Source organism: Streptomyces fragilis (assembly GCF_003112515.1).
Taxonomy (GTDB): Bacteria; Actinomycetota; Actinomycetes; order Streptomycetales; family Streptomycetaceae; genus Streptomyces; species Streptomyces fragilis.
In genome coordinates this window covers 63,119-83,447 of sequence record NZ_BEVZ01000003.1, presented here as the reverse complement: position 1 = coordinate 83,447, position 20,329 = coordinate 63,119, and the positions used below count along the sequence as shown (strand labels likewise).

Sequence of the window (20,329 nt, the reverse complement as noted above, 5' to 3'; positions counted from 1 at the left end):
CCGACGAGGGCGACGCGAATGCGAATCGATTACGGAATCGGCTGCTCCAGGTCCGCTCCGATCCCGCACGGATCACTCTTCCTTGCCGCGGCAAGGAATCGGAGCCCTAAGATGACTCAGGTATCCGCACTGCTGGAACCCGAGGCATCCAAACCATGAGAAGACAGGCAATCCGGGCACCCCGCGAGAGGAGCGCGACGTGACGGAAGGCGCAGACAGGGACTTATCGGCACAGAGCGATCCCGACCCGTCCGCCGGCCGGGAGGACCTTGAGACCGCGGTGCGGTCCATCGCGGAGCAGTTGAGCGTTCTGTCCCGGCTTGCCGAGGCGAGGCCCGCCGCCGATCCGGTGACGCCGCCGCCCCCTCCGGAACCCGCCCAGGCCGTGCCCGCGATCGCGTACCTGCACGGGCTGGACGCCATCAACGAGGCGATCGGGGCGGCCCTGGCGGGCGCCCGCAGGGAGATCCTCACTGCTCAGCCGGACGGTCCGCGCCCCGGACCGGTCCTGGACAAGGCGCTGGAGTCGGTCCGCAGGCACATCGAGGCGGGCGTCTCCATGCGGACCCTGTATCAGCACACGACCCGTTTCGACGAAACGACCAAGCAATACGTCAGGGCGGTGACGGAGTTCGGGGTGCGCGTGCGAACTCTCGCCGAATTCTTCGACCGCCTGATCATCGTCGACGACGCCGTGGCATTCATTTCGGCGAACGAGAGCCGCACCACGGGTCTCGCCATTCGGGAAACCGCGATTGTGCGGTTCCTGAGGGACACCTTCGAGCGCTCCTGGGACCGGGCCAAGGAGTTCCCCTTCGTCCCGCTGCACGCCTCCGTGGCCGCGAGGGAGGTCATCCCGTCGCTGCGCGACTCGATCAGCAGTCTGCTCGTGGCCGGCTACTCCGACAAGCGCATCGCCCGCCGCCTGGGCATCAGCGAGCGGTCCCTGCAGGGCCACATCGCCGCGCTGAAACAGCAACTGGGGGCGGACACCCGGGTCCAGCTCGGCTATCTGCTGGGCCGCAACGAGACCGAGATCGTCGTCTGACTCCGCCGCCCGGCGGTCTGCGCGCGCACGCGGAAGGCGCGTCCCGGAACGTTCTCCGGGACGCGCCTTCGGTGTACTGCGGACCGGTGTACTTCGGGCCGGTGTACTTCAGGGTCGGTGTGCTCAGGGTCGGTGTGCTTCGGGACGGGTCAGCGCCCGGAGTCGGTGCGCACCCCGTCCGGTTCCGTGCCTTCGGCGCCCGCTTCGCCCGCCACCTCCGGCGTCGCCGCGGCCGCCGCGGCCGGGGCCCGTCCCGCGGGTCGTCGCATCCGGGAGACGGCCACACCCGCCAGGCACACCGCGCCGCCGAGCAGGGTGAGCCAGCCGGGCACCTCGTCCAGGGCGATCCACGAGATCAGCACCACGACCGCGGGCACCGCGTAGGTGGTGGCCCCCAGCGAGCCCGCGCTGATCCGCGACAGCGCGTAGGCCCAGGTGCTGAAGGCCAGCGCCGTCGGGAAGACCCCCAGGTAGACCATGTTCAGGGTGGCCGTGGCGGGCGCCGTGGCCAGGTCCCCCAGCAACTGGCCGGCGAACGGCAGGCAGACGACCGCGCCGATCAGACAGCCGAAGGTGGTGACCTGCATGGGGGTGGCGTGCTTCAACGCCGGCTTCTGGGACACCACACCGCCGCCGTAGGCGAGGGCCGCCAGCAGGCAGAGCAGCACGCCCAGGGTCGAGGACTTCCCCTCCCCCGACATGGAGAGACCGACCACCACCGCGCCGGCGAACGACACGGCCATCCCCGCCAGCAGCATCGGCGGGAACCCCTCCTTGAGCAGCCAGCCGCCGAGCAGCGCGATGACGAGCGGCCCGATGTTGACCACCATCGCCGCGGTCCCGGCGTCGACCAGTTGCTCGCCCCAGTTCAGCAGCACCATGTAGCCGCCGAACCAGAGCACGCCCGAACACGCGATGCCCGGCCAGGCCTTGCGCGACGGCAGCCCTCCCCTGGTGGCCAGGAGGACGCACACCAGGACGACGGCACCCGACAGGAGCCTGCCCAGGGCCAGCGCCCCGGGGGAGAAGTAGTCGGCGCACGCGCGGATCGACACGAAGGCGGAGGCCCACAGGAAGACGGTGACGGAAGCGGCGAGCAGGACACGCGGCTCTAAGGCCTGCGACTGCTTGTTGCTGGTGGAAGACATGCACCCATCTAATCCCATGTGCATGTCACCGATCAGGCGATGCGGACGGCGCTGACGGAGTCTTCACCCGATCCGGCGGAAGCCCGGGGGCAGACGAGTCGGGCTGTACGCCGGGTTCTGTTCCGACGGGGCCTCGCGGTCCCGTCGGCGACGGCCATCCATCTACGACCGGCGTTGCCACCGGCCTCCAGCGGTCTACCCGCGGACATCGGGCGGGCCGCCCTCGATCGTCCGCGCAGGGCGCCCTCCTCGCGGAGGATGCCCCTCTTGACCTTGCTCCAGGTGGGGTTTACCTAGCTGCCCAGGTCACCCTGGGCACTGGTGGTCTCTTACACCACCGTTTCACCCTTACCGAGGACCGAGGTCCCCGGCGGTCTGCTTTCTGTGGCACTGTCCCGCGGGTCACCCCGGGTGGCCGTTAGCCACCACCCTGCCCTGTGGAGCCCGGACGTTCCTCGGGAGCGCCCTGAGGCACTCACGCGGCCGCCCGCCCGGCTCGTCTGCCGTGGGCACCATGCTACCGGGCCCGGGCGGGCCGCCCGACCCGGCGGGGTCAGAGGAACTCGGAGGTGTCGAGCTCGAAGCCGAACGGTTCGGGTAGCGGCATGGGGTTGCCGAAGGGGCCCTTGCGCGCCTGCAGGTAGTCGTCACCCTCGGGGTCGCTGAACAGGGTCAGCGAGGAGGAGTCCCGGTCCACGAGCAGGTAGAGGGGGATGCCTCCGCGGGCGTAGCAGCGCCGCTTGGACTCCCTGTTCGCCACGGCGCGGGTCGAGGTCACCTCGACGACCATGGCCACACCCTCGCACGGCATCCAGGGGTCGGCTCCGCGGAACAGGCGGAGCGATGCCGGCGCGAAGGTCGCGTCCGGGATCGCGTAGTTCTTCGGACAGGCTCCGCCGCTGTCGAGCTTCAGCCCTTTGTGCCCGGAGAACTGCATGGACGTGCGTGAATGCGCCTTCACCTGCGTGAGGATCAGGTCGATGTAATCCTCGTGCTCCCCGTCGGGCGGTGGCGTCACGACGATCTCCCCCTCGATCAGCTCTGCCCGGAAGCCCTCCGGGGTGTCCAGGGCGAGGAAGCCTTCGAGCACGACGTCACTGTGCGTGAGCGGCTCGTGTGCCATGGCGGTCATGTCACGCCCTCCGTTCGGTCGCTCACCAGAGTCGGACATGCGCTGATCACCGTCCAGGAGATCGAGGTGCTTTACCTCGATCGTGGCACACGGCGGCAGCCCCGCACCACGGATCGCGGCGCGGGTCGCGCGTCGTAGGCTGGCTGGGTTCCACAACCCCCGAAGGAGTCTCCCGTGCTCGTCCTGCTGCCCCCCTCCGAAGGCAAGGCGCCGTCCGGTGACGGCGCCCCGGTGCGGCTGGAGTCGTTGTCGCTGCCCGCGCTGAACGGGGCCCGGCGGGCGGTGCTGGAGGAGCTGGTGGAGCTGTGCTCCGGCGACGAGGAGAAGGCCCGTGAGGTGCTCGGGCTGAGCGAGGGGCTGCGCGGGGAGGTCGCCAAGAACGCCGGGCTGCCGACGGCGGGGGCACGGCCGGCCGGGGAGATCTACACGGGCGTGCTGTACGACGCGCTGGGGCTCAACGAGCTGGACGACGCCGCCCGGGCGCGGGCCGCGCGGCAGCTGCTGGTGTTCTCCGGGCTGTGGGGCGCGGTCGGGGTGGCCGACGCCATCCCGTCCTACCGGTGTTCCATGGGCGTGAAACTGCCGGGTACGGGCGCGCTGGCCGCGCACTGGCGGGGGCCGATGGCCCAGGCGATGCCCGAGGCCGCCGGGGACGGGCTGGTGCTGGATTTGCGGTCCTCGGCTTACGCGGCGGCCTGGAAGCCCAAGGGCGAGGTCGCGGGGCGGACCGCCACGGTGCGGGTGCTGCACGCGCAGCTGGTGGACGGCGTGGAGAAGCGCTCGGTGGTGAGCCACTTCAACAAGGCCACCAAGGGGCGGATCGTCCGCGCCCTGCTGACCGGCGGCGCGGATCCGGAGGACCCGGCGGAGCTGGTGGAGGCGCTGCGGGACCTCGGCCACACGGTGGAGGCGGAGCCTCCCGCGAAGGCGGGGAAGCCGTGGGCGCTCGACGTGGTGGTGCGGGAGATCCACTAGCCGCTCCGTCGGCGCCCCTCGGTGCCGTGCCTACCGCAGGTGCGAGGTGTCGTTGAAGAGGCGGAGGCTGGCGTTGCCGTCGGCGTAGTGGGCGACGGCCGAGATCGACGCGGCGGACAGCTCCATGTGGAACAGGGCCTCCGGCGGCGCGCCGAGCGCGAGGCGGACCAGGGTCTTGATGGGCGTCACGTGGGTGACCAGCAGGACCGTGCGGCCCGCGTGGGCGGCGATCAGGCGGTCGCGGGCCTCCTCGACGCGGGCGGCGGTGGTGTTGAAGCTCTCGCCGCCCCCGGTGGGACGGGCGTCGGGCGAGGCCAGCCAGGCGTCCATGTCCTCGGGGTGCCGCTCCATCACCTCGGCGAAGGTGAGGCCCTCCCAGGCCCCGAAGTCGGTCTCGCGCAGCCCCTCGTCGACCGTGACGTCGAGGCCGAGGCGGTCGGCGACGACGGCGGCGGTCTCGCGGGTGCGGGCCAGCGGGGAGCTGACGATCGCCTGCACGGTGCCGCGGGCGGCCAGGAGCCGGGCGGCGCGGCGCGCCTGCTCGAGGCCGGCCTCGGAGAGGGACGGGTCGGTGCCGCCGCTGCCGGAGAAGCGCTTCTGCGGGGTCAGCGGGGTCTCGCCGTGCCGGAGCAGGACGAGCGTGGCCGGGGCGCCGAGGTCGGGGGCCGACCAGCCCTGCCGGGGGGCGGCCTGCCCGCCCGCGCCCTGCTGGGGGGCGCTCTGCCGCGGAGCCTCCCGGACCACGGCCTCACCGGAGCCGGGGGCCTCGCCGGAGCCGAGGGCTTCGGCGGAGTCGCGGGCCTCGCCGGAGCCGGGAACCTCGCCGGAACCGCGGGCCTCGCCGGAGCCGGGAGTCTCGGTGGCGGGCCCTGCGGTCGGCTTCGCCGCGACGCCCGCGGCGGCGCGCAGGTCGGCGAGGTGCTTCTCGGTGGGGGCCGGACGCCCGGACGGCATCCACGCCTCCCCCCGCGCGCCCGCGTCCATCGCCTCGTTGGCGAGCCGGTCGGCGCGCTTGTTGTCCTTGCGCGGGATCCACTCGTAGGTGACATTCCCGGTCGGCAGGACGCCGCGCGCCTCCTCGGCGAGCGGGGCGAGGCCGGGGTGCTTGATCTTCCAGCGGCCGGACATCTGCTCGACGACCAGCTTGGAGTCCATGCGGACGCGGACCGACACCTCGCCGCCCGCCGCCAGTTCGGCGGCCGCGAGCTCCCGCACCGCCCGCAGACCGGCGACCAGGCCGCTGTACTCGGCCACGTTGTTGGTGGTGACGCCCAGGTACTCGGCGGTCTCGGCGAGGACCTCGCCGGTCGCCGCGTCGGCCACCACCGCGCCGTAGCCGGCGGGTCCCGGGTTGCCCCGGGACCCGCCGTCGGCCTCGATCACGAACTCCCGCACGCGCAGCGCCCCTTGGAAGGAGAGGAGGGTCAGATGCCCGACTCGGAGGTGCGGACCAGGATGCGGCGGCAGTTCTCGCAGCGCACCACCGTCTCGGGGGCCGCGGCGCGGACCTCGTTGACCTCGGTGATGTTGAGCTCCAGCTGGCAGCCCTCGCAGCGGCGCTGGTAGAGGCGCGCGGCGCCGACCCCGCCCTGCTGCTCGCGCAGCTTCTCGTACAGCTTGAGCAGGTCGGCCGGGACGGAGGCGGCCACGACCTGGCGTTCCTTGGTGACGGTGGCGCTCTCGCCGTCGAGCTCGCCGAAGGCGGCGTCGCGGCGGGCGGTGGCGTCGTCGAGCTTGCCCTGGACGGCGGTGACGCGCTCGGTGAGTTCGTCGACGCGGGCCTGGGCGGACTCGCGGCGCTCCATCACCTCGAGGACGACGTCCTCCAGGTCGCCCTGGCGCTTGGCCAGCGAGGTGATCTCGCGCTGCAGGTTCTCCAGGTCCTTCGGGGAGGACACGGCGCCGGAGTCCAGGCGCTGCTGGTCGCGGGCGGCGCGCTTGCGGACCTGGTCGACGTCCTGCTCGGCCTTGGTCTGCTCGCGGGCGCAGTCGCTCTCCTCGGTCTGCGCGGCCACGAGCAGGTCGCGCAGCTGGGCGAGGTCCTTGTTCAGCGACTCGATCTCGGCGTGCTCGGGCAGCGAGCGACGCTTGTGGGCCAGCTGCTGGAGACGGATGTCCAGGGCCTGGACGTCGAGGAGTCGGATCTGGTCGGCGGGCGCGGCGTTCAGTTGGGGGCTCCAGTAGGTGAGGTCAGTGGGTGGGGTGGGTGGACGCCGCGTGGGCGGTCCAGGGGTCGGTGACCGTCGTGGACACGTGGACCCGCAGGTTCCAGCCGTGCCGTTCGGAGATCTCCTCCAGCTGGGCGGCGGCCAGCTGGCACCAGGGCTGCTCGGTGGCCCAGTGGGCCGCGTCGATCAGCGCGAGAGGACTGTGGGCGCGGGCCTCGCTCACCGGGTGGTGGCGCAGGTCCGCGGTGAGGAAGGCGTCGACGCCCGCGGCGCGGACGTCGTCGAAGAGGCTGTCGCCGGAGCCGCCGCTGACGGCGACGGTGCGGATCCTCGCGTCCGGGTCGCCGGCCACCCGAATGCCCTGCGCGGTGGCGGGCAGGCTCGCGGCGGCGCGGGCGGCGAACTCCCGCAGCGTCTCGGGGGCGTCCAGCTCGCAGACACGGCCGAGGCCTCGGCGGCCGGCCGGGTCGTCGCGGTCCGGCACCAGAGGGCGCAGCACGCGCAGGCCGAGGGCGCCGGCCAGGGCGTCGGACACGCCGGGGTCGGCCTTGTCGGCGTTGGTGTGCGCCACGTGCAGGGCGACGTCGTTCTTGATCAGGTCGTGCACCACGCGGCCCTTGGACGTCGACGCCGCGACGGTGGTCGTGCCGCGCAGGTAGAGGGGGTGGTGGGTGACCAGCAGGTCCGCGTCGAGCTGCACGGCCTCGTCGACGGTCTCGCGGACCGGGTCGACCGCGAACAGCACGCGGGTGACCTCCTGGTCCGGGTCGCCCGCGACGGTGCCGACGGCGTCCCAGGACTCGGCGCGCTCGGCGGGCCAGAGGTTCTCCAGGGCGGCGATGACTTCAGACAGACGGGGCACGGGGGCAAGGCTACCTGGCCGCCGGTGGGCACGGCCCCACCGGCGGCGGGCCAGCACACGGGGTGGCGGCGGAGCACGCGAACGGCGCGAGGGCCACACGTACGGGTGAAGCGGGGAGCGGTGGCTCATCCGGGCGCGCGTACGAACCTAGGTTTCGTCACTGGAGGTGACCGAGGATGACAGCCTGTGCCTCCCCCAGGCTCTCCACCGACGTCGAGCCGGTGGCTCCGGAGGACGACGTGACCATGACCGAAGTGGGCGCCCAGGCGGCGCCGGAACCTGACGACGCCGGGGCGCTTGCCGCTCCGGCCGGCGACGCGGACGCGACGCCGTCCGCGACACCGCCGTACGTGCTGGCGGTGGCCCCCGCGGCCCCGGGCGCGTCCAGCCCGGGGGCGGTTCCGCCGCCCCAGGGGGCGACGGTCGTGCGGACCCTGCCGGTGCCGGGGGGCGGGGCGCCCACGGGTGGGTACGCCCGGGTGCCGGCCACCGCACCCTCCGCCGACCGCGGGACGTCCACCGCCGGGGGTCCGGGCGCCGCGTCACCCGCCGGGCCCGGAGCTCCTGCCGCCGGGGCCGCCCGGGACCGGACACCTACGCCACCCGGCAGGCGCGGAACACCCTTCGCCGGGGACGCCGGCGGGCCGGGCACCGCACCGCCCGTCGGGCCCGGAGCTCCGGCCGCCGGGAACGCCGGAGGACCGGGCGCCGCACCACCCGGCAGGCGCGGAACGCCCACCGCCGGAAACGGAGGACCGGGCACCACACGGCCCGCCGGACGCGGGGCGCCTGCCGCCGGAAACCCCGGAGGACCGGGCACCGCACCGCCCGTCGGGCCCGGAGCTCCGGCCGCCGGAAATACCGGAGGGCCGGGCACCGCACGGCCCGCCGGGCGCGGGGCGCCTGCCGCCGGGGCCCGGGGGGCGGCCGGTGTACGGCCGCCCGTGGACGCGCGGGGGGTGCGCGCGGTGCGGCTCCCGCACGGTGCGGGGGACGGCCGGGCGGCTCCCGCGCAGGCCGGGCGGCACGGTGCGGGGGACGGCCGGGAGGTCCTCGCGGGGGCCGGGCCCGGCGACGGGCGCCCGGTGTTCCCGTCGCCCCGGGAGACCGGCGGTCCGCCGGGCGCGGGCCGCGGCACCGCCACCCCCGTGGACGCCGGGGCGGCCGCGGGGGCCGGGGCCTCCCTGGGCCAAGGCTTCGCCGTGCCGGCACCGCACGGGGTGCGCGGCGTGCGGCCCGTCGTGCTGAAGGGCGCGGAGGTGACCGTCGCCCACGGCGGCCCGCGTGCGGCCCGCGCGGCGGAAACGTCTCCCCGCCCCGCCTCCCGCTGGGTGCGGGAGCCCACCCCGCCCCGCCCCGTCGCGCGGTACCTGCCCCCGCCGGCGCCGGAGTGCGTGCTGACCCGGGACGGGACGTACGCCGCCCGGCTGACCCTCGCCGCGGACGGCGAGTCCTGGCTCCCCGAGCGGTGGGCCCTCGGCGGGCCGGAGCCGTACGTCGTCCCGCTGCCCGGCAACCAGCCGGAGGAGCCGGACGCCGAGGTCCAGCCGATGAGCGACGGCCGGGTGCTGATCCACCGCACGGCCGGCCTGCGGCACACGTTCTCCCTCCTCTACCCCACCGGTCCCGGTACCGGCGAGCTGTCCGTCGGCTCCGTCGAGTGCCCGGACGGCGAGTCGCTGCGGCTGCTGCCGCCCGCCCCCGACGGCCGGCGGGCCTACGCGGTCGCGGTCAGCCCCGGTGGTTCCACGGCGGTGTGGCTGGTGGCGGGCGGCTCCTGCGGTCCCGAGCACCTGGGCGAGGTCCGGGGCCACTGCTCGGGCGGCGTGTGGCTGGACCACGAGGGCCGGATGCTGGCCCTCGACCGTGCGGCGGGCGGCCGCACCAAGACGGTGGTGGTGGACCTGGCGCGCGGCTGCGAGGTCTCGCCGCTGCTGCAGATCTCGGCGGAGAGCGACGACCGGCTGGTGACGGCCGACCCGGACAGCGGGCTGCTGCTGATCCGCTCGGACGCCCCCTCCCCCGGGCGGCACCGGCTCGGCTGGGGCGTGCTGGGTTCGACGCTGCCCGTCAGGTTCCCGGAGGGGCTGTGTCCCGCCGAGTGCGTGATGACGCCGTTCGCCGTCCAGCCGGGGCAGGTGCTGACGCCCGAGGCGTGCTCGGTGGCGCTGCGGGTGGACGGAGTGGGCGGCAGCTGGATCGGGCTGTGGCGCCCGGCCGACCGGCGGGTGACGCACGTGGCCGCGCCGGCCGGGTGGCTCATCGGCGCGGGACGGTTCGACGCGGGAGGCGAGCTGCGGCTGCCGTACGCCGCGGGGGAGGAGCCGTGCGGCCTGGCCACGGTCCTCGCGCCCCCGGCGGACGTCGCGGACTCCGCGTCCGTCCCGGTGCGGCCCGTCCCCCTCCAGCAGTCCCCCCTCGCCACGGTGTGACGCCGCGGCCCCGGCGGAGCCCACACCGCCGGGGCAGGACGGCGCGGGAATCACCCGGGTGCGGAGGCGGCAGCGGCCGGTCCGGGGGTGGAGGTGAACCTACGCTGGGCCCGTGAACGAGATGCCTCCGCCGCACCGGCCCGCCCGTTCCGTCCGCCTCCTGCTCGCCGAGGACCCCCGCACCGCCCACGGCGGCCTGGCCCTGCTGCTGGAGATGCACCCGGACCTGAAGGTCGTGACGCAGGCCGCCTCCGGCGACGAGGTGCTCGACGCCGTCCTCACCCACCGCCCCGACGTGGCACTGCTCGACGTCGCCCTCCCCGGCCGCGGCGGCCTGGACCTGGCGGCCGAGCTGACCGCCCAGGCCCCCGACTGCCGGGTGCTGCTCCTGGCCACCTCCGGCCGCCCCGCGTACGTGCGCCGCGCCCTCGCCGCCGGAGCCGCCGGGTTCCTCGTCAAGCACGGTCCGGTCGACGAACTGGCCGTCGCGATCCGCCGCGTGCTCACCGGCGAGACGGTGGTCGACCCGGCGCTGGCCGCCGCCCTGCGGGAGGAAACCGGCTGACCAGGCCCCGTCCAACCCCCCTCACCGGCCCCGGGACCCGGTACGGCACCATGGGCGCGCAGCACCGCCCGCACCCCCGCGCGTCTCCCGAGGAGCCCCATGGCCACGACCGTCGACCCCGCCCCCGAGGTCCTCGCGGCGTTCGAGGCCGCCAAGGGCTTCATGCCCGCGGACGAGGGCCTCGCCCTCTACGCGGCGGCCGCCGAGGCAGGCCGGCTGGGTCTGCCGCTGCTGGAGGTCGGCACCTACTGCGGACGTTCCACGATCCTGCTGGCGGACGCCGCCCGCCGGGCCGGGGTCCTCGCGCTCACCGTGGACCACCACCGCGGCAGCGAGGAGCAGCAGCCCGGCTGGGACTACCACGACCCGGAGACCGTCGACCCCGAGCTGGGGCTGATGGACACCCTGCCGTCCTTCCGCCGCACCCTGCACCGGGCCGGCCTGGAGGAGCACGTGGTGGCGCTGGTGGGGCGCTCCCCGCAGATCGCCTCGGTGTGGGGCGCGCCGCTGGGCCTGGTGTTCGTGGACGGCGGGCACACCGACGAGCACGCGAACGCCGACTACGAGGGCTGGGCACCGCACGTCGCGGACGGCGGACTGCTGGTGATCCACGACGTCTTCCCGGTCAAGCTGGACGAGTTCACCGGCCAGGCCCCGTACCGCGTGTACCTGCGCGCCCTGGAGTCCGGCGCGTTCACCGAGGTCTCGGCGACCGGCACCCTGCGGGTCCTGCGGCGCACCGGCGCCGGCATCTGAGGGCCCTGGGCGGGAGCCACCCGGGCGGCCCCGCCGGGGAAGCCGCCCCGCCCCGTTAGGCTCGCCCCGTGTCGTACGCAGGTCCGGAATTCGATCCCGCTCCCCCGCCGCGCCCCCGCCGGGGCCGCCGCGCGCTGATCGCCGCCCTGGTGGTGGCGCTGGCCGCCGCGGGGGTGGCCGTCCAGCGGGTGGTGACCGGCGGCCCGGGCGACGGCGGCCGCGCCGACGCCGCCCCCTCGTCCGACTCCCGCGGCACGGCGAGCGGTTCACCGACCGCAGGCCTCAAGTCGCCGTCTCCCGACGGTGATTCCGCGCCGTCCGTCTCCTCCACCGCCAGGCCGCCCGCCGGTTCGGGCCCGCTGCGCGGCAAGGTGGTGGTCATCGACCCAGGGCACAACACCGGCAACGCCGCGCACACCGCGGAGATCAACCGCACCGTGCGGATCGGCAACGGCGGCAAGGAGTGCGACACCACCGGCACGTCCACCGACGCCGGTTACGCGGAGGCGAGGTTCACCCTCGACGTGTCCCGGCGGCTGCGGACCCTGCTGGAGGAGCAGGGCGCCACGGTGGAGCTGACCCAGGACGGCGACCGCCCGTGGGGGCCGTGCATCGACGAGCGGGCGCGGATCGGCAACGAGGCCAAGGCGGACGCCGTGGTGTCGGTGCACGCCGACGGTTCCTCGGCCGGCGCCCGCGGTTTCCACGTGATCCTGCCCGGCACGGTCACCGGGGGCGGCGCGGACACCCGGCCGATCGTCGGCCCCTCGCGTGAACTGGGCGAACGCATCGCGGGCAACTTCGTGCGGGCCACCGGCAGCGCGCCCTCCGACTACGTGGGCGACGGCACCGGGCTGGTCACGCGGAAGGATCTGGGGGGTCTCAATCTGTCGAAGGTCCCCAAAGTGTTCATCGAGTGCGGCAACATGCGGAACAGCAAGGACGCCGCGCTGCTGACCAGCGGCAAGTGGCGTCAGAAGGCCGCACAGGGCATTTCCGACGGAATCGTGGGGTTCCTGGGCGGATGAGCGTCCCCCGTGCGCGGACCCGCCCACCGGGTGACCGCGGTGACGGTGCGAACGGTAGGGTCCAATCCGCGGCAGAGCCCGGTACGACACGACCACACAGACGACGAAGGACTTGTAGTGAACATCCGCTCCCTCACTCGGGGCGACGGCGTGGTGATCGGAGCAGCGCTGCTGCTGTTCATCGCGTCGTTCCTCGACCTCAGTGACAACGACTTCGGCATCTCCTTCTCGGCCTGGAGCAGCCTGCCGATCGCGCTGGCCGTCTTCATGGGCGGCGTGATCGGCGCCGCGCTGATCGTCGTCAACCGGTGCCTGCCGCAGCCCCGCAAGGTGGCCGGCCACGACCTCGGGACCGTCGGGGTCGCCTTCACGGTGTTCGCCTTCTGGTACCTGCTGTGGATGCTGCTGGACTCCGAGGGCGGTGCCGGCGCGGGGCTGATCCTCGGGTTCATCGCGGCGCTGCTGCTGGCCGGCGGGGCGGTCGCCGGGGGTCTGGTGGAGCCGCTCAAGGCGCCGCTGATCAGCGCGACGCCGCGTCCGGCGACGCCGCAGCCCTACGGCGCGCAGGCTCCGCAGGGGTACGGCTACCCGGGGGCGCAGCAGCCGCAGTTCGGCGGGCAGCCGCAGCAGGGGCCGGGTCCGCAGGGTCAGCCGCAGCAGCCGTCGCCGGAGTTCTCGCCGTTCTGGTTCGCCGTGCCGGCGCCGCGTGCGCTGTACGCGGAGGACGGTTCGCCGACGCAGATCGCCGAACTGGCGCCGGGCGTCTGGTACCTGGCGGTCGACCAGCGGGGTCCGGGCCTCATCGCGCAGACCCAGGACGGCCGTCGTGGTCTGCTGCAGGACTCCTCGGGCATCCAGCGGGGCTGACGGCTCGCGTCGGCCCGTGACGAAGGCCCCCGCCGGTTCACCGGCGGGGGCCTTCGTCGTGCCGTGACCGGGCGGGGCCGGCCCTACGTCACTGGGTGCTCTGCAGCTGGCCGGCGGACGGCACCTTGTCCTGGACCTCGGCGCCGGCGGACTTCCCCGCGTCCTTCACGTCGCTGATCAGGCTGTCGAAGTTGTTGACGATGTCGTCGGTGTTGTCGCCCTTGCGGAGCTGGTTGGGCAGGTCCTTCAGCTTGTCGAGGCCCTCCTCCAGCGGGGCGACCGCCTTCGCGAGGGTGGGGTCGCCCTTGGCGTTGTCGAGCGCCGCCTTGAGGCGGTTGTAGGTGAAGACGCCGGCGAGGCCGGCCTTCACCAGGGACAGCCGGCGGCCGTCGGCGCCCTTCTTGAACTTGCCGGCGCGGAACGGCTTGACGATCCACTGGTAGGTGGCGCCCGCGGCGAGGCCGGCGTTCACCACGAAGCGGGTCTTGGCGAACTTCTGCTTCTCGGCGGAACTGGTGGGCGTGGGTTCGGCCCGCATCTCCTGGGCCTCGGCCTGGTTCGCCTCGGCCTGCATCTGCGCCATGGCCTGGTCGTCGACGGACTTGGGGTGCGCCTGCGTGTTCGCCTGCGGGGAGGAGGCGGAGTGCTCCTCGGCGCCGCAGCCGGCGGTACCGGCGACGAGGGCGCAGCACAGGGTGACGGCCAGTACCAGGCGGCGCATCGTGACGGGCATGGGTGTGCCTCCGGGGAAGAGAACGGTTCTTCCCGCAGCGTCACCCGGCGCCGGTGGACCGGCGACCGCTGTACCCCCGTCCGGGTACCCGCTTCCCCCGCCCGGGTCAGGCGGGTCCGGTGGGCGTGGGGTCGCAGCAGTCGGGGTCGAGGCCCCGGGGAAGGCGGTCGCCGCCGAAGACGGCGCAGGTGGCCTCGTGGCCCCCGAGCGCCGCGACGGCCAGCAGCAGCGACCCCGCGGTCCAACTGGTCAGCTCCTGCGGCCATATGGCGCCGTCCTCGAAGACCAGCCCGGTCCAGTACAGCCCGGACTCGTCGTCCCGCAGGTGCTGCACGGACTGGAGGATCTCCAGTGCCCGGTCGGACTCCCCCGCCGCCCACAGCGCGAGCGCGAGCTCGCAGGACTCGCCCCCGGTGACCCACGGGTTGGGGACGACGCAGCGCACGCCGAGCCCGGGGACGACGAACTCGTCCCAGCGCGAGGCGATCCGCTCCCGCGCCTCGGCGCCCTCCATCGCCCCGCCGAGGACCGGGTAGTACCAGTCCATGGAGTAGCGGTTCTTGTCGAGGAACCGCTCGGGGTGCGACCGGATGGCGTGCCGCAGCGCGCCCACCGCGAGTTCCCAGTCGGGCTGCGGCTCCTCCAGTTGCTCGGCGACCGCCAGCGCGCACCGCAGCGCGTGGTGGATCGACGAACTGCCGGTCAGCAGCGCGTCGTTCACCACCGTGCCGTCGTCCTCGCGCTTCCAGCCGATCTGCCCGCCGCTCTGCTGCAGCCGCAGCACGAACTCCACGGCGGCGTACACGACCGGCCACATCCGGTCGAGGAAGGTGTCGTCGCCGGTGGACAGGTAGTGGTGCCAGACGCCGACCGCCACGTAGGCGACGAAGTTGGACTCGCGGGAGCGGTCGGTGACCTCGTCGTGGGCGCCGTCGGCGTAGGCGGCGTACCAGGAGCCGTCCTGGTTCTGGTGCCGGGCGAGCCACAGGTAGGCGCGTTCGGCGGCCTCGTGCTCGCCGGCCGCGTCGAGGGCCATGGCGGCCTCGGTGTGATCCCACGGGTCGAGGTGGTGGCCGCGGAACCAGGGAATCGCGCCGTCCTCGCGCTGCACGGCGAGCAGGCCGCGCACGGTGGTGGCGGCCTGCTCGGCGGTGAGCACCCCGGGAAGGACGAGGTGCTCGGTACGCGGGGTGGTCACTTCGCGTCCGCCCCGACGGGCTCGTCCGCCCCGGCGGGCACGTCGGCGCCGGCGACTGCGGCGACGGCGGCCGGCAGATGCGGCTTGGTCGCGTACGCCACGAAGCTCTTGCCCATGACCGGGTTGAGGGCGCGCTCGGCGACCCGGGTGGCCAGCGGCTTCTTCATGATGTCCCAGACCAGCAGCTTGTGGTACGCCCGTACCGGCAGCGCCTTGTCGTTGTCCACGCCGAAGGCGCACTTGAGCCACCAGTAGGGCGAGTGCAGCGCGTGCGCGTGGTGGGAGCCGTAGGGGCGCAGGCCGGCCTCGCGCATCTTGGCGAGCAGCTCGTTCGCCCGGTAGATGCGGATGTGGCCGCCCTCGACCTCGTGGTAGGCGTCGGAGAGCGCCCAGCAGACCTTCTCCGGCCCGTAGCGCGGCACGGTGACCGCGATGCGGCCGCCCGGCTTGAGGACGCGGACCATCTCGGCGAGGACGCCCTTGTCGTCGGGGATGTGCTCCATCACCTCGGAGATGATGACGACGTCGAACGAGGCGTCCGGGAAGGGCAGGTTGAGGGCGTCGCCCTCCATGGCGGTGGCGGTGGCGCCGGCCGGGACCTCACCGGCCTCCTTCATGGCGGCGAACCACTTGGCGACCTCGCGGATCTCCTCGCCGTTGCGGTCGAGGGCGACGACCTGGGCGCCGCGCTTGTAGCACTCGAAGGCGTGCCGGCCTCCTCCGCAGCCGAGGTCCAGGACACGGTCGCCCGGGGCGAGCGGGAACCGGGAGAAGTCGACGGTCAGCACGGGGTCCTGCTTTCGCGGTAGTGGCCGGTGGCCGGGGTGGGGGCGACGGGCGCGTCACGGCCCGCCCGGCGGCGTGCGACGGCCTCGCGGTAGTGGGCGACGGTGCCCTCGGCGGCGCGCTTCCAGGTGAAGCGCTCCAGGACGCGGGCGCGGCCCGCGGCGCCGAGGCGGGCCCGCAGCTGCGGGTCGTCGAGGAGGCGGCCGAGGGCGGCGGCCAGCGCGCCGGGGTCGCCGGGCGGCACGGCCAGGCAGGTCTCGCCGTCGGGGCCGGCGACCTCTGGGATGGCGCCGCCGGTGGTGGCGACCAGCGGGGTGCCGGTGGCCATGGCCTCGGCGGCGGGCAGCGAGAAGCCCTCGTACAACGAGGGCACGCAGGCGACCTCGGCGGAGCGGACCAGGTCGACGAGTTCGGCGTCGCTGATGCCCTTGACGAACTCGACGGCGTCCTCGAGACCGTAGTGCTCGATGGCCTGGGCGACGGGCCCGTCCTCGGCCCGCTTGCCGACGACCACCAGGTGGGCGTGCGGCTGTTCGGTGCGCAGCTTGGCGAGGGCCTCGACGAGGAAGACCAGGCCCTTGAGGGGCACGTCGGCGCTGGAGGTGGTGACGATCCGGCCGGGGACCTTGGCGACGGACGCGTCGGGCGAGAACAGGTCGGTGTCGGCGCCGATGTGCACCACGTGGACCCGCTCGGGGCGCACGCCGAGGTGGTCGACGATCTCCTGCCGGGAGCTGCCGGAGACGGTGAGCACCGAGGACAGGCGGCGGGCGACGCGCTTCTGCATCCGGGTGAAGCCGTACCAGCGGCGCACCGACAGGCGGCGCTTCCAGCCGTCGGCGGCGTCGAGTTCGAGCTGCCGGTCGACGGTGATGGGGTGGTGGACGGTGGTCACCAGGGGCGCGCCGAGGTCGCCGAGCTGGCCGTAGCCGAGGGTCTGGTTGTCGTGGACGACGTCGAAGTCGCCGCGGCGGGCGCGCAGCAGGCGGCGGGCGCGCAGCGAGAAGGTGAGCGGCTCGGGGAAGCCGCCGGTCCACATGGTGGCGACCTCCAGCGCGTCGATCCAGTCCCGGAACTCCTCGCGGCGCGGGGTGCGGAACGGGTCGGGCTGGCGGTACAGGTCGAGGCTGGGCAGCTCGGTGAGGGAGAGCCCGGCGAGGTCGTCGCCCTCGTCGAGGACCGGGTAGGGCTGGGAGCCGATCACCTCGACGCTGTGGCCCAGCCGGGCGAGTTCGCGCGAGAGGTGGCGCACGTAGACGCCCTGCCCGCCGCAGAACGGGTTGCCCTTGTAGGTGAGGAGCGCGATGCGCAGAGCCGGCTGACCGTCGGCGGCCATGGCCTCAGCGGTCACGTACGGCCCCCTTCTCCTGAACTGTCCCGCGAGGTTACGTCGCGGCGGCTACCGGCAACAAGTCTCGGACGATCACGCGCGATCACTGGTGATCACGAAAGAGACTGTCCGAATCTACCCGCTGGTAGCCGGACTGGGGAAAGTCTGCCAGGTGATGCTCGCCACGGCGCGGGCGCACCGACGTCCCTGCTGACATGGGGAGATGTCCGGCTCCGGCCGGCGACCGGCCGCCCGCGCGCGCCGCCTAGGCCGCGCGCAGGCCGGTGACCTCCCGGACGGCGGCCCCGGCCTGGTCGAGCACGGCGATCTCACGCTGCGTCATGGTGGGGTTGGCCGCCCGGCGCCGCAGCGCCTGGGCCAGCGACGACGGGGTGAGGTGGCCGGCCTCCGGGTCGGACAGCAGCGCGGCCAGGACCTCGTGGGCGAGGGCGCCGGTGCCGCGCCCGGCGGCGGCCGCGTACTGGGCGAGGATCAGGGAGGTCATCGCCCAGTCGAGGCCCGGGCGGCCCTCGACGGCGTCGGCCCAGTCGATGACGCGGGGTCCGGCGGAGGTGAGGATGACGTTCTCGGGGTGCAGGTCGAGGTGGAGGATCCGCGTGGCGGGGTCCTCCGCGGTGCGCGGCGGCACCCGGTGCAGCCGGGTGAGGAGCAGGGCGAGCAGGGTGCCCGCCTCCTGCGGCGTGATCAGCCCGGCGACCAGCGCGCCCGCCATGGTCGGGCCGTCGAGCCGCTCCAGCACCAGGTCGGTGCGGGCGGTGCCCTCGTCGCGGGGGCGCACCAGGGGAACCGGGTAGCCGCACGCGTGGAGGTGGGTCATCAGGTCGCTCTCGGCCTCCGCGTCCCCGGCCGCGGCGTCGCGGTACCTGCGCAGGACCCACCGCTCGTCGAGCACGTACACGTCGGCGGTTCGGCCGACCCCGATCAGCACCATCCAGGGAATCTAGCCGCGCCACCGCCGCCGGTCGAGGGCCTCTCGGCCCTGTTCACGGCCGTCATGGCCGGATATGTGCCCCCGTCGGGACCCGGAGCGGTCCGCGGGGACGCGGCGGGGTGCGGAGCGGACGGTTCCGGGCCGGTACCGCGCCCCTGGCGGCGCCGGGGCGTGCCGGTAGAGTGGCCCGGTCGTCATCACACCCGTTCGGGGGGAAGCCGGTGCAAATCCGGCGCTGACCCGCAACCGTGAGCCGCCGCAGGCCGGTGGCGAGCCGGAATGCCCCGACCGACCGTGACCGGCTCATGGCCGCCGGCTCCCGCCGGTGGCCGGCACCGTCGAGGGATACGGAGCCGAGCCGCCGGGCCCGCACCGTGCGCCCGTCGCTGCCTGGCTCCCCCACAGGGAGAGGCACTCCGCCACCATGAACGTTCGCCGCGCCGCCGCGGTCCTGGCCGCTGCCGCCGTACTCGGCGCCGGAGGGGCCCCGGCCGCCTTCGCCGACGACCCGGCGCCCGCCGCGTCGCCGTCCGAGCCCCCGGAGATACCCGCCGGCCTCCACGGCTCCACCGACCCCACCTACGACGGCGTCTGGCGCCAGTCGCTCACCCTGCTCGCCCAGGATTCCGCCCGCGTGAAGCCCTCCGCCGAGGCGGTCGGCTGGCTGACCGGCCAGCAGTGCGCCGACGGCTCGTTCGCCGCGTTCCGCCCGGACCCGTCGAAGGCCTGCGACCCGAAGACGATGGTGGACAGCAACAGCACCGCCGCCGCGGTGCAGGCGCTGGCCGCACTCGGCGGTCATGACGACGTCGTCGGCAAGGCCGTCGACTGGCTGCTCTCCGTGCAGAACAAGGACGGCGGCTGGGGCTACAACCCCGGCACCCCCTCCGACGCCAACTCCACCTCCGTGGTGGTCGGTGCGCTGGCCGCCGCGGGCCAGAAGCCGGCCGAGGCGGTCAAGGGCGGCAAGTCGCCCCTGGACGCGCTGCTGACGTTCGCCCTGCCGTGCGAGGGCAAGGACGCGGGCGCCTTCGCCTACCAGCCCGACAAGTCCGGCAAGTTGCTCGCCAACGCCGACGCGACCGCCGCCGCGGTGCTGGGCTCGCTGGGCGCCGGTCTGGGCGGGGAGAAGACGAAGCCGGCCGGTTCCGCCGCGAAGTGCGCCGAGGCGAAGACGCCGGAGCAGGCCGCCGAGAACGGCGCCGCCTACCTGGCCGGCCCGCTGACGGACGACGGCCACCTCACCTCGGCGCTGCCCGGCGCCGACCCGCAGCCCGACCTCGGCAACACCGCCGACGCGGTGATCGCCCTGGCCTCCACCGGTCACGCCGACCAGGCCGAGAAGGCCCTGGGCCACCTGCGGGACAACGGCACCGCCTGGGCGAAGCAGACCGGTCCCGCCGCCTACGCCCAGCTGGTCCTGGCCGCCCGGGCGATGGGGGCCGACCCGCGCGACTTCGGCGGACAGGACCTGGTGGAGCTGCTGAACGCCACCGGTCCCGCCCCGCAGGCCGCCGAGGCCGAGGACGCCGCCGAGCCGGGGAGGAAGGCCGACGCCGGGCTCTCCCCCGCCGTGTGGTGGGCCGGTGGCGCCGTGCTGGTGCTCCTGGCGGCCGCGGCGGTCCTGCTGACGGTCCGGAAGCGGCGGCCGTGAGGCTCCCGCGCACCCTCGCCGCGGCCGTCCTGGCGCCGCTGACCTGCGCCCTGCTCACGCAGGGCGCGGGCACGGCCCAGGCGGCCGGGTACCGGTACTGGTCCTTCTGGGAGCTCGACGGGCAGAAGTGGGCGTACGCCACCCAGGGCCCGGCCACGCTGCGTCCGCAGGACGGGTCCACGCAGGGCTTCCGCTTCTCGGTGAGCGAGGACTCCGCCGACGCGGCCACCCCGCGCAACACGGAGCCGTTCGCGAAGGTCTGCGACGGCACCCCCGAGCGGGACGGCCGCAAGCGGATCGCCCTGGTGATCGACTTCGGCACCGCCGCGGACGCGCCCGGGGGCGAGAAGCCGCCCGCGGGCCGCACCGCCTGCGCGAGCGTGGCCGAGGACGCCTCCGCCGCGGACGCGCTGGCCGCCGTGGCCCCGCCGCTGCGCTACGACAGCGGCGCACTGCTGTGCGCCATCGAGGGCTACCCGCGCCAGGGCTGCGGCGAGCAGGTCGCCACCGCGGACCGCTCCGCCGATGCCGACGCCGGTGCCGGAGCGGCCGAGGACTCGGCCGGCACCGCGGACGCCGACGCCCCGGCGCAGGGCCCGTCGCTCGGCCTGTGGGCGGGCGCGGGCGCCGTGCTGGTGCTGGGCGGCGCGGCCGTCTGGCAGGCCCGGCGCAGGCGGGGATGACGGGACGACAGC

18 protein-coding genes, 1 other RNA gene, 1 pseudogene and 1 riboswitch are annotated in these 20,329 nt (G+C 74.6%); of the genes and pseudogenes, 9 read left to right on the top strand and 11 right to left on the bottom strand.

The window, feature by feature from the left end:
* Positions 1-199 precede the first annotated feature (199 nt).
* Positions 200-1,048, top strand: coding sequence for a LuxR C-terminal-related transcriptional regulator (locus Sfr03f_RS11000; RefSeq protein ID WP_108953661.1), 849 nt, complete (start codon positions 200-202; stop codon positions 1,046-1,048).
* A 149-nt stretch (positions 1,049-1,197) separates the two neighbouring features.
* Here Sfr03f_RS11000 and Sfr03f_RS10995 read toward each other — a convergent pair whose 3' ends face one another.
* The 3 genes from Sfr03f_RS10995 to Sfr03f_RS10985 all read right to left on the bottom strand — a co-directional run bounded on the left by Sfr03f_RS10995 (position 1,198) and on the right by Sfr03f_RS10985 (position 3,319).
* A complete protein-coding gene (locus tag Sfr03f_RS10995; protein ID WP_108953660.1) occupies positions 1,198-2,196 on the bottom strand; it encodes a DMT family transporter in 999 nt (332 codons plus the stop codon).
* A 90-nt stretch (positions 2,197-2,286) separates the two neighbouring features.
* An RNA gene (rnpB, locus tag Sfr03f_RS10990) (RNase P RNA component class A) lies at positions 2,287-2,695 on the bottom strand.
* Positions 2,696-2,749: 54 nt separating this feature from the next.
* Positions 2,750-3,319, bottom strand: a complete 570-nt coding sequence (locus tag Sfr03f_RS10985) for a Uma2 family endonuclease (protein WP_108954054.1) — start codon at positions 3,317-3,319, stop codon at positions 2,750-2,752.
* A gap of 183 nt (positions 3,320-3,502) precedes the next feature.
* On the opposite strand from Sfr03f_RS10985, the gene yaaA reads away from it, so the two are divergent.
* Positions 3,503-4,303, top strand: a complete 801-nt coding sequence (yaaA, locus tag Sfr03f_RS10980; RefSeq protein WP_108953659.1) for a peroxide stress protein YaaA — start codon at positions 3,503-3,505, stop codon at positions 4,301-4,303.
* Positions 4,304-4,333: 30 nt separating this feature from the next.
* Here the strand turns inward: yaaA and Sfr03f_RS10975 are convergent, their stop codons facing one another.
* From Sfr03f_RS10975 to Sfr03f_RS10965, 3 genes are read right to left on the bottom strand one after another with little or no spacing between them, the layout of a single operon-like run.
* A complete protein-coding gene (locus tag Sfr03f_RS10975; RefSeq protein ID WP_108953658.1) occupies positions 4,334-5,698 on the bottom strand; it encodes a bifunctional RNase H/acid phosphatase in 1,365 nt (454 codons plus the stop codon).
* Between the two features lie 29 nt (positions 5,699-5,727).
* Positions 5,728-6,471, bottom strand: a complete 744-nt coding sequence (locus Sfr03f_RS10970) for a zinc ribbon domain-containing protein (protein ID WP_108953657.1) — start codon at positions 6,469-6,471, stop codon at positions 5,728-5,730.
* 22 nt (positions 6,472-6,493) lie between these two features.
* Positions 6,494-7,333 carry a Nif3-like dinuclear metal center hexameric protein gene (locus tag Sfr03f_RS10965; protein WP_108953656.1) on the bottom strand — a complete coding sequence of 280 codons (840 nt, stop codon included), beginning with the start codon at positions 7,331-7,333 and terminating at the stop codon, positions 6,494-6,496.
* Positions 7,334-8,301: 968 nt separating this feature from the next.
* Between Sfr03f_RS10965 and Sfr03f_RS10955 the strand changes: the two genes are divergently transcribed.
* The 5 genes and pseudogenes from Sfr03f_RS10955 to Sfr03f_RS10935 all read left to right on the top strand — a co-directional run bounded on the left by Sfr03f_RS10955 (position 8,302) and on the right by Sfr03f_RS10935 (position 12,981).
* Positions 8,302-9,765 (top strand): hypothetical protein, encoded by a 1,464-nt coding sequence (locus Sfr03f_RS10955; protein ID WP_372514411.1) that lies wholly within the window; start codon positions 8,302-8,304, stop codon positions 9,763-9,765.
* 121 nt (positions 9,766-9,886) lie between these two features.
* Positions 9,887-10,309: pseudogene (locus tag Sfr03f_RS10950) on the top strand (response regulator); the annotation flags it as partial.
* Positions 10,310-10,429: 120 nt separating this feature from the next.
* On the top strand, positions 10,430-11,086 hold the full coding sequence (locus tag Sfr03f_RS10945) for a class I SAM-dependent methyltransferase (protein ID WP_108953654.1): 657 nt from the start codon (positions 10,430-10,432) through the stop codon (positions 11,084-11,086).
* A gap of 68 nt (positions 11,087-11,154) precedes the next feature.
* Positions 11,155-12,114: an N-acetylmuramoyl-L-alanine amidase gene (locus Sfr03f_RS10940; protein ID WP_108953653.1), complete on the top strand. Its 960-nt coding sequence runs from the start codon at positions 11,155-11,157 to the stop codon at positions 12,112-12,114.
* A gap of 117 nt (positions 12,115-12,231) precedes the next feature.
* Complete coding sequence (locus Sfr03f_RS10935) at positions 12,232-12,981, top strand: DUF5336 domain-containing protein (protein WP_108953652.1); 750 nt, start codon at positions 12,232-12,234, stop codon at positions 12,979-12,981.
* 88 nt (positions 12,982-13,069) lie between these two features.
* Here the strand turns inward: Sfr03f_RS10935 and Sfr03f_RS10930 are convergent, their stop codons facing one another.
* The 5 genes from Sfr03f_RS10930 to Sfr03f_RS10910 all read right to left on the bottom strand — a co-directional run bounded on the left by Sfr03f_RS10930 (position 13,070) and on the right by Sfr03f_RS10910 (position 17,980).
* Positions 13,070-13,714, bottom strand: a complete 645-nt coding sequence (locus tag Sfr03f_RS10930) for a hypothetical protein (protein ID WP_108953651.1) — start codon at positions 13,712-13,714, stop codon at positions 13,070-13,072.
* A 106-nt stretch (positions 13,715-13,820) separates the two neighbouring features.
* On the bottom strand, positions 13,821-14,912 hold the full coding sequence (locus tag Sfr03f_RS10925) for a prenyltransferase/squalene oxidase repeat-containing protein (RefSeq protein WP_108953650.1): 1,092 nt from the start codon (positions 14,910-14,912) through the stop codon (positions 13,821-13,823).
* Positions 14,909-15,700, bottom strand: a complete 792-nt coding sequence (locus Sfr03f_RS10920) for a class I SAM-dependent methyltransferase (protein ID WP_108953649.1) — start codon at positions 15,698-15,700, stop codon at positions 14,909-14,911. Before Sfr03f_RS10920 ends, Sfr03f_RS10925 begins: the two co-directional genes overlap by 4 nt.
* Positions 15,694-17,034, bottom strand: a complete 1,341-nt coding sequence (locus tag Sfr03f_RS10915; protein ID WP_108953648.1) for a glycosyltransferase family 4 protein — start codon at positions 17,032-17,034, stop codon at positions 15,694-15,696. The genes Sfr03f_RS10920 and Sfr03f_RS10915 overlap by 7 nt, the downstream gene beginning before the upstream one ends.
* 259 nt (positions 17,035-17,293) lie before the next feature.
* Positions 17,294-17,980 (bottom strand): phosphotransferase, encoded by a 687-nt coding sequence (locus tag Sfr03f_RS10910; protein WP_108953647.1) that lies wholly within the window; start codon positions 17,978-17,980, stop codon positions 17,294-17,296.
* Between the two features lie 211 nt (positions 17,981-18,191).
* Positions 18,192-18,265: riboswitch (cobalamin riboswitch) on the top strand.
* A gap of 139 nt (positions 18,266-18,404) precedes the next feature.
* On the opposite strand from Sfr03f_RS10910, the gene Sfr03f_RS10905 reads away from it, so the two are divergent.
* Together Sfr03f_RS10905 and Sfr03f_RS31175 are read left to right on the top strand one after the other, a co-directional pair.
* Positions 18,405-19,634: an SCO2321 family membrane protein gene (locus Sfr03f_RS10905; protein WP_108953646.1), complete on the top strand. Its 1,230-nt coding sequence runs from the start codon at positions 18,405-18,407 to the stop codon at positions 19,632-19,634.
* Positions 19,631-20,317 carry an SCO2322 family protein gene (locus Sfr03f_RS31175; RefSeq protein ID WP_372514410.1) on the top strand — a complete coding sequence of 229 codons (687 nt, stop codon included), beginning with the start codon at positions 19,631-19,633 and terminating at the stop codon, positions 20,315-20,317. Before Sfr03f_RS10905 ends, Sfr03f_RS31175 begins: the two co-directional genes overlap by 4 nt.
* Positions 20,318-20,329 lie beyond the last annotated feature (12 nt).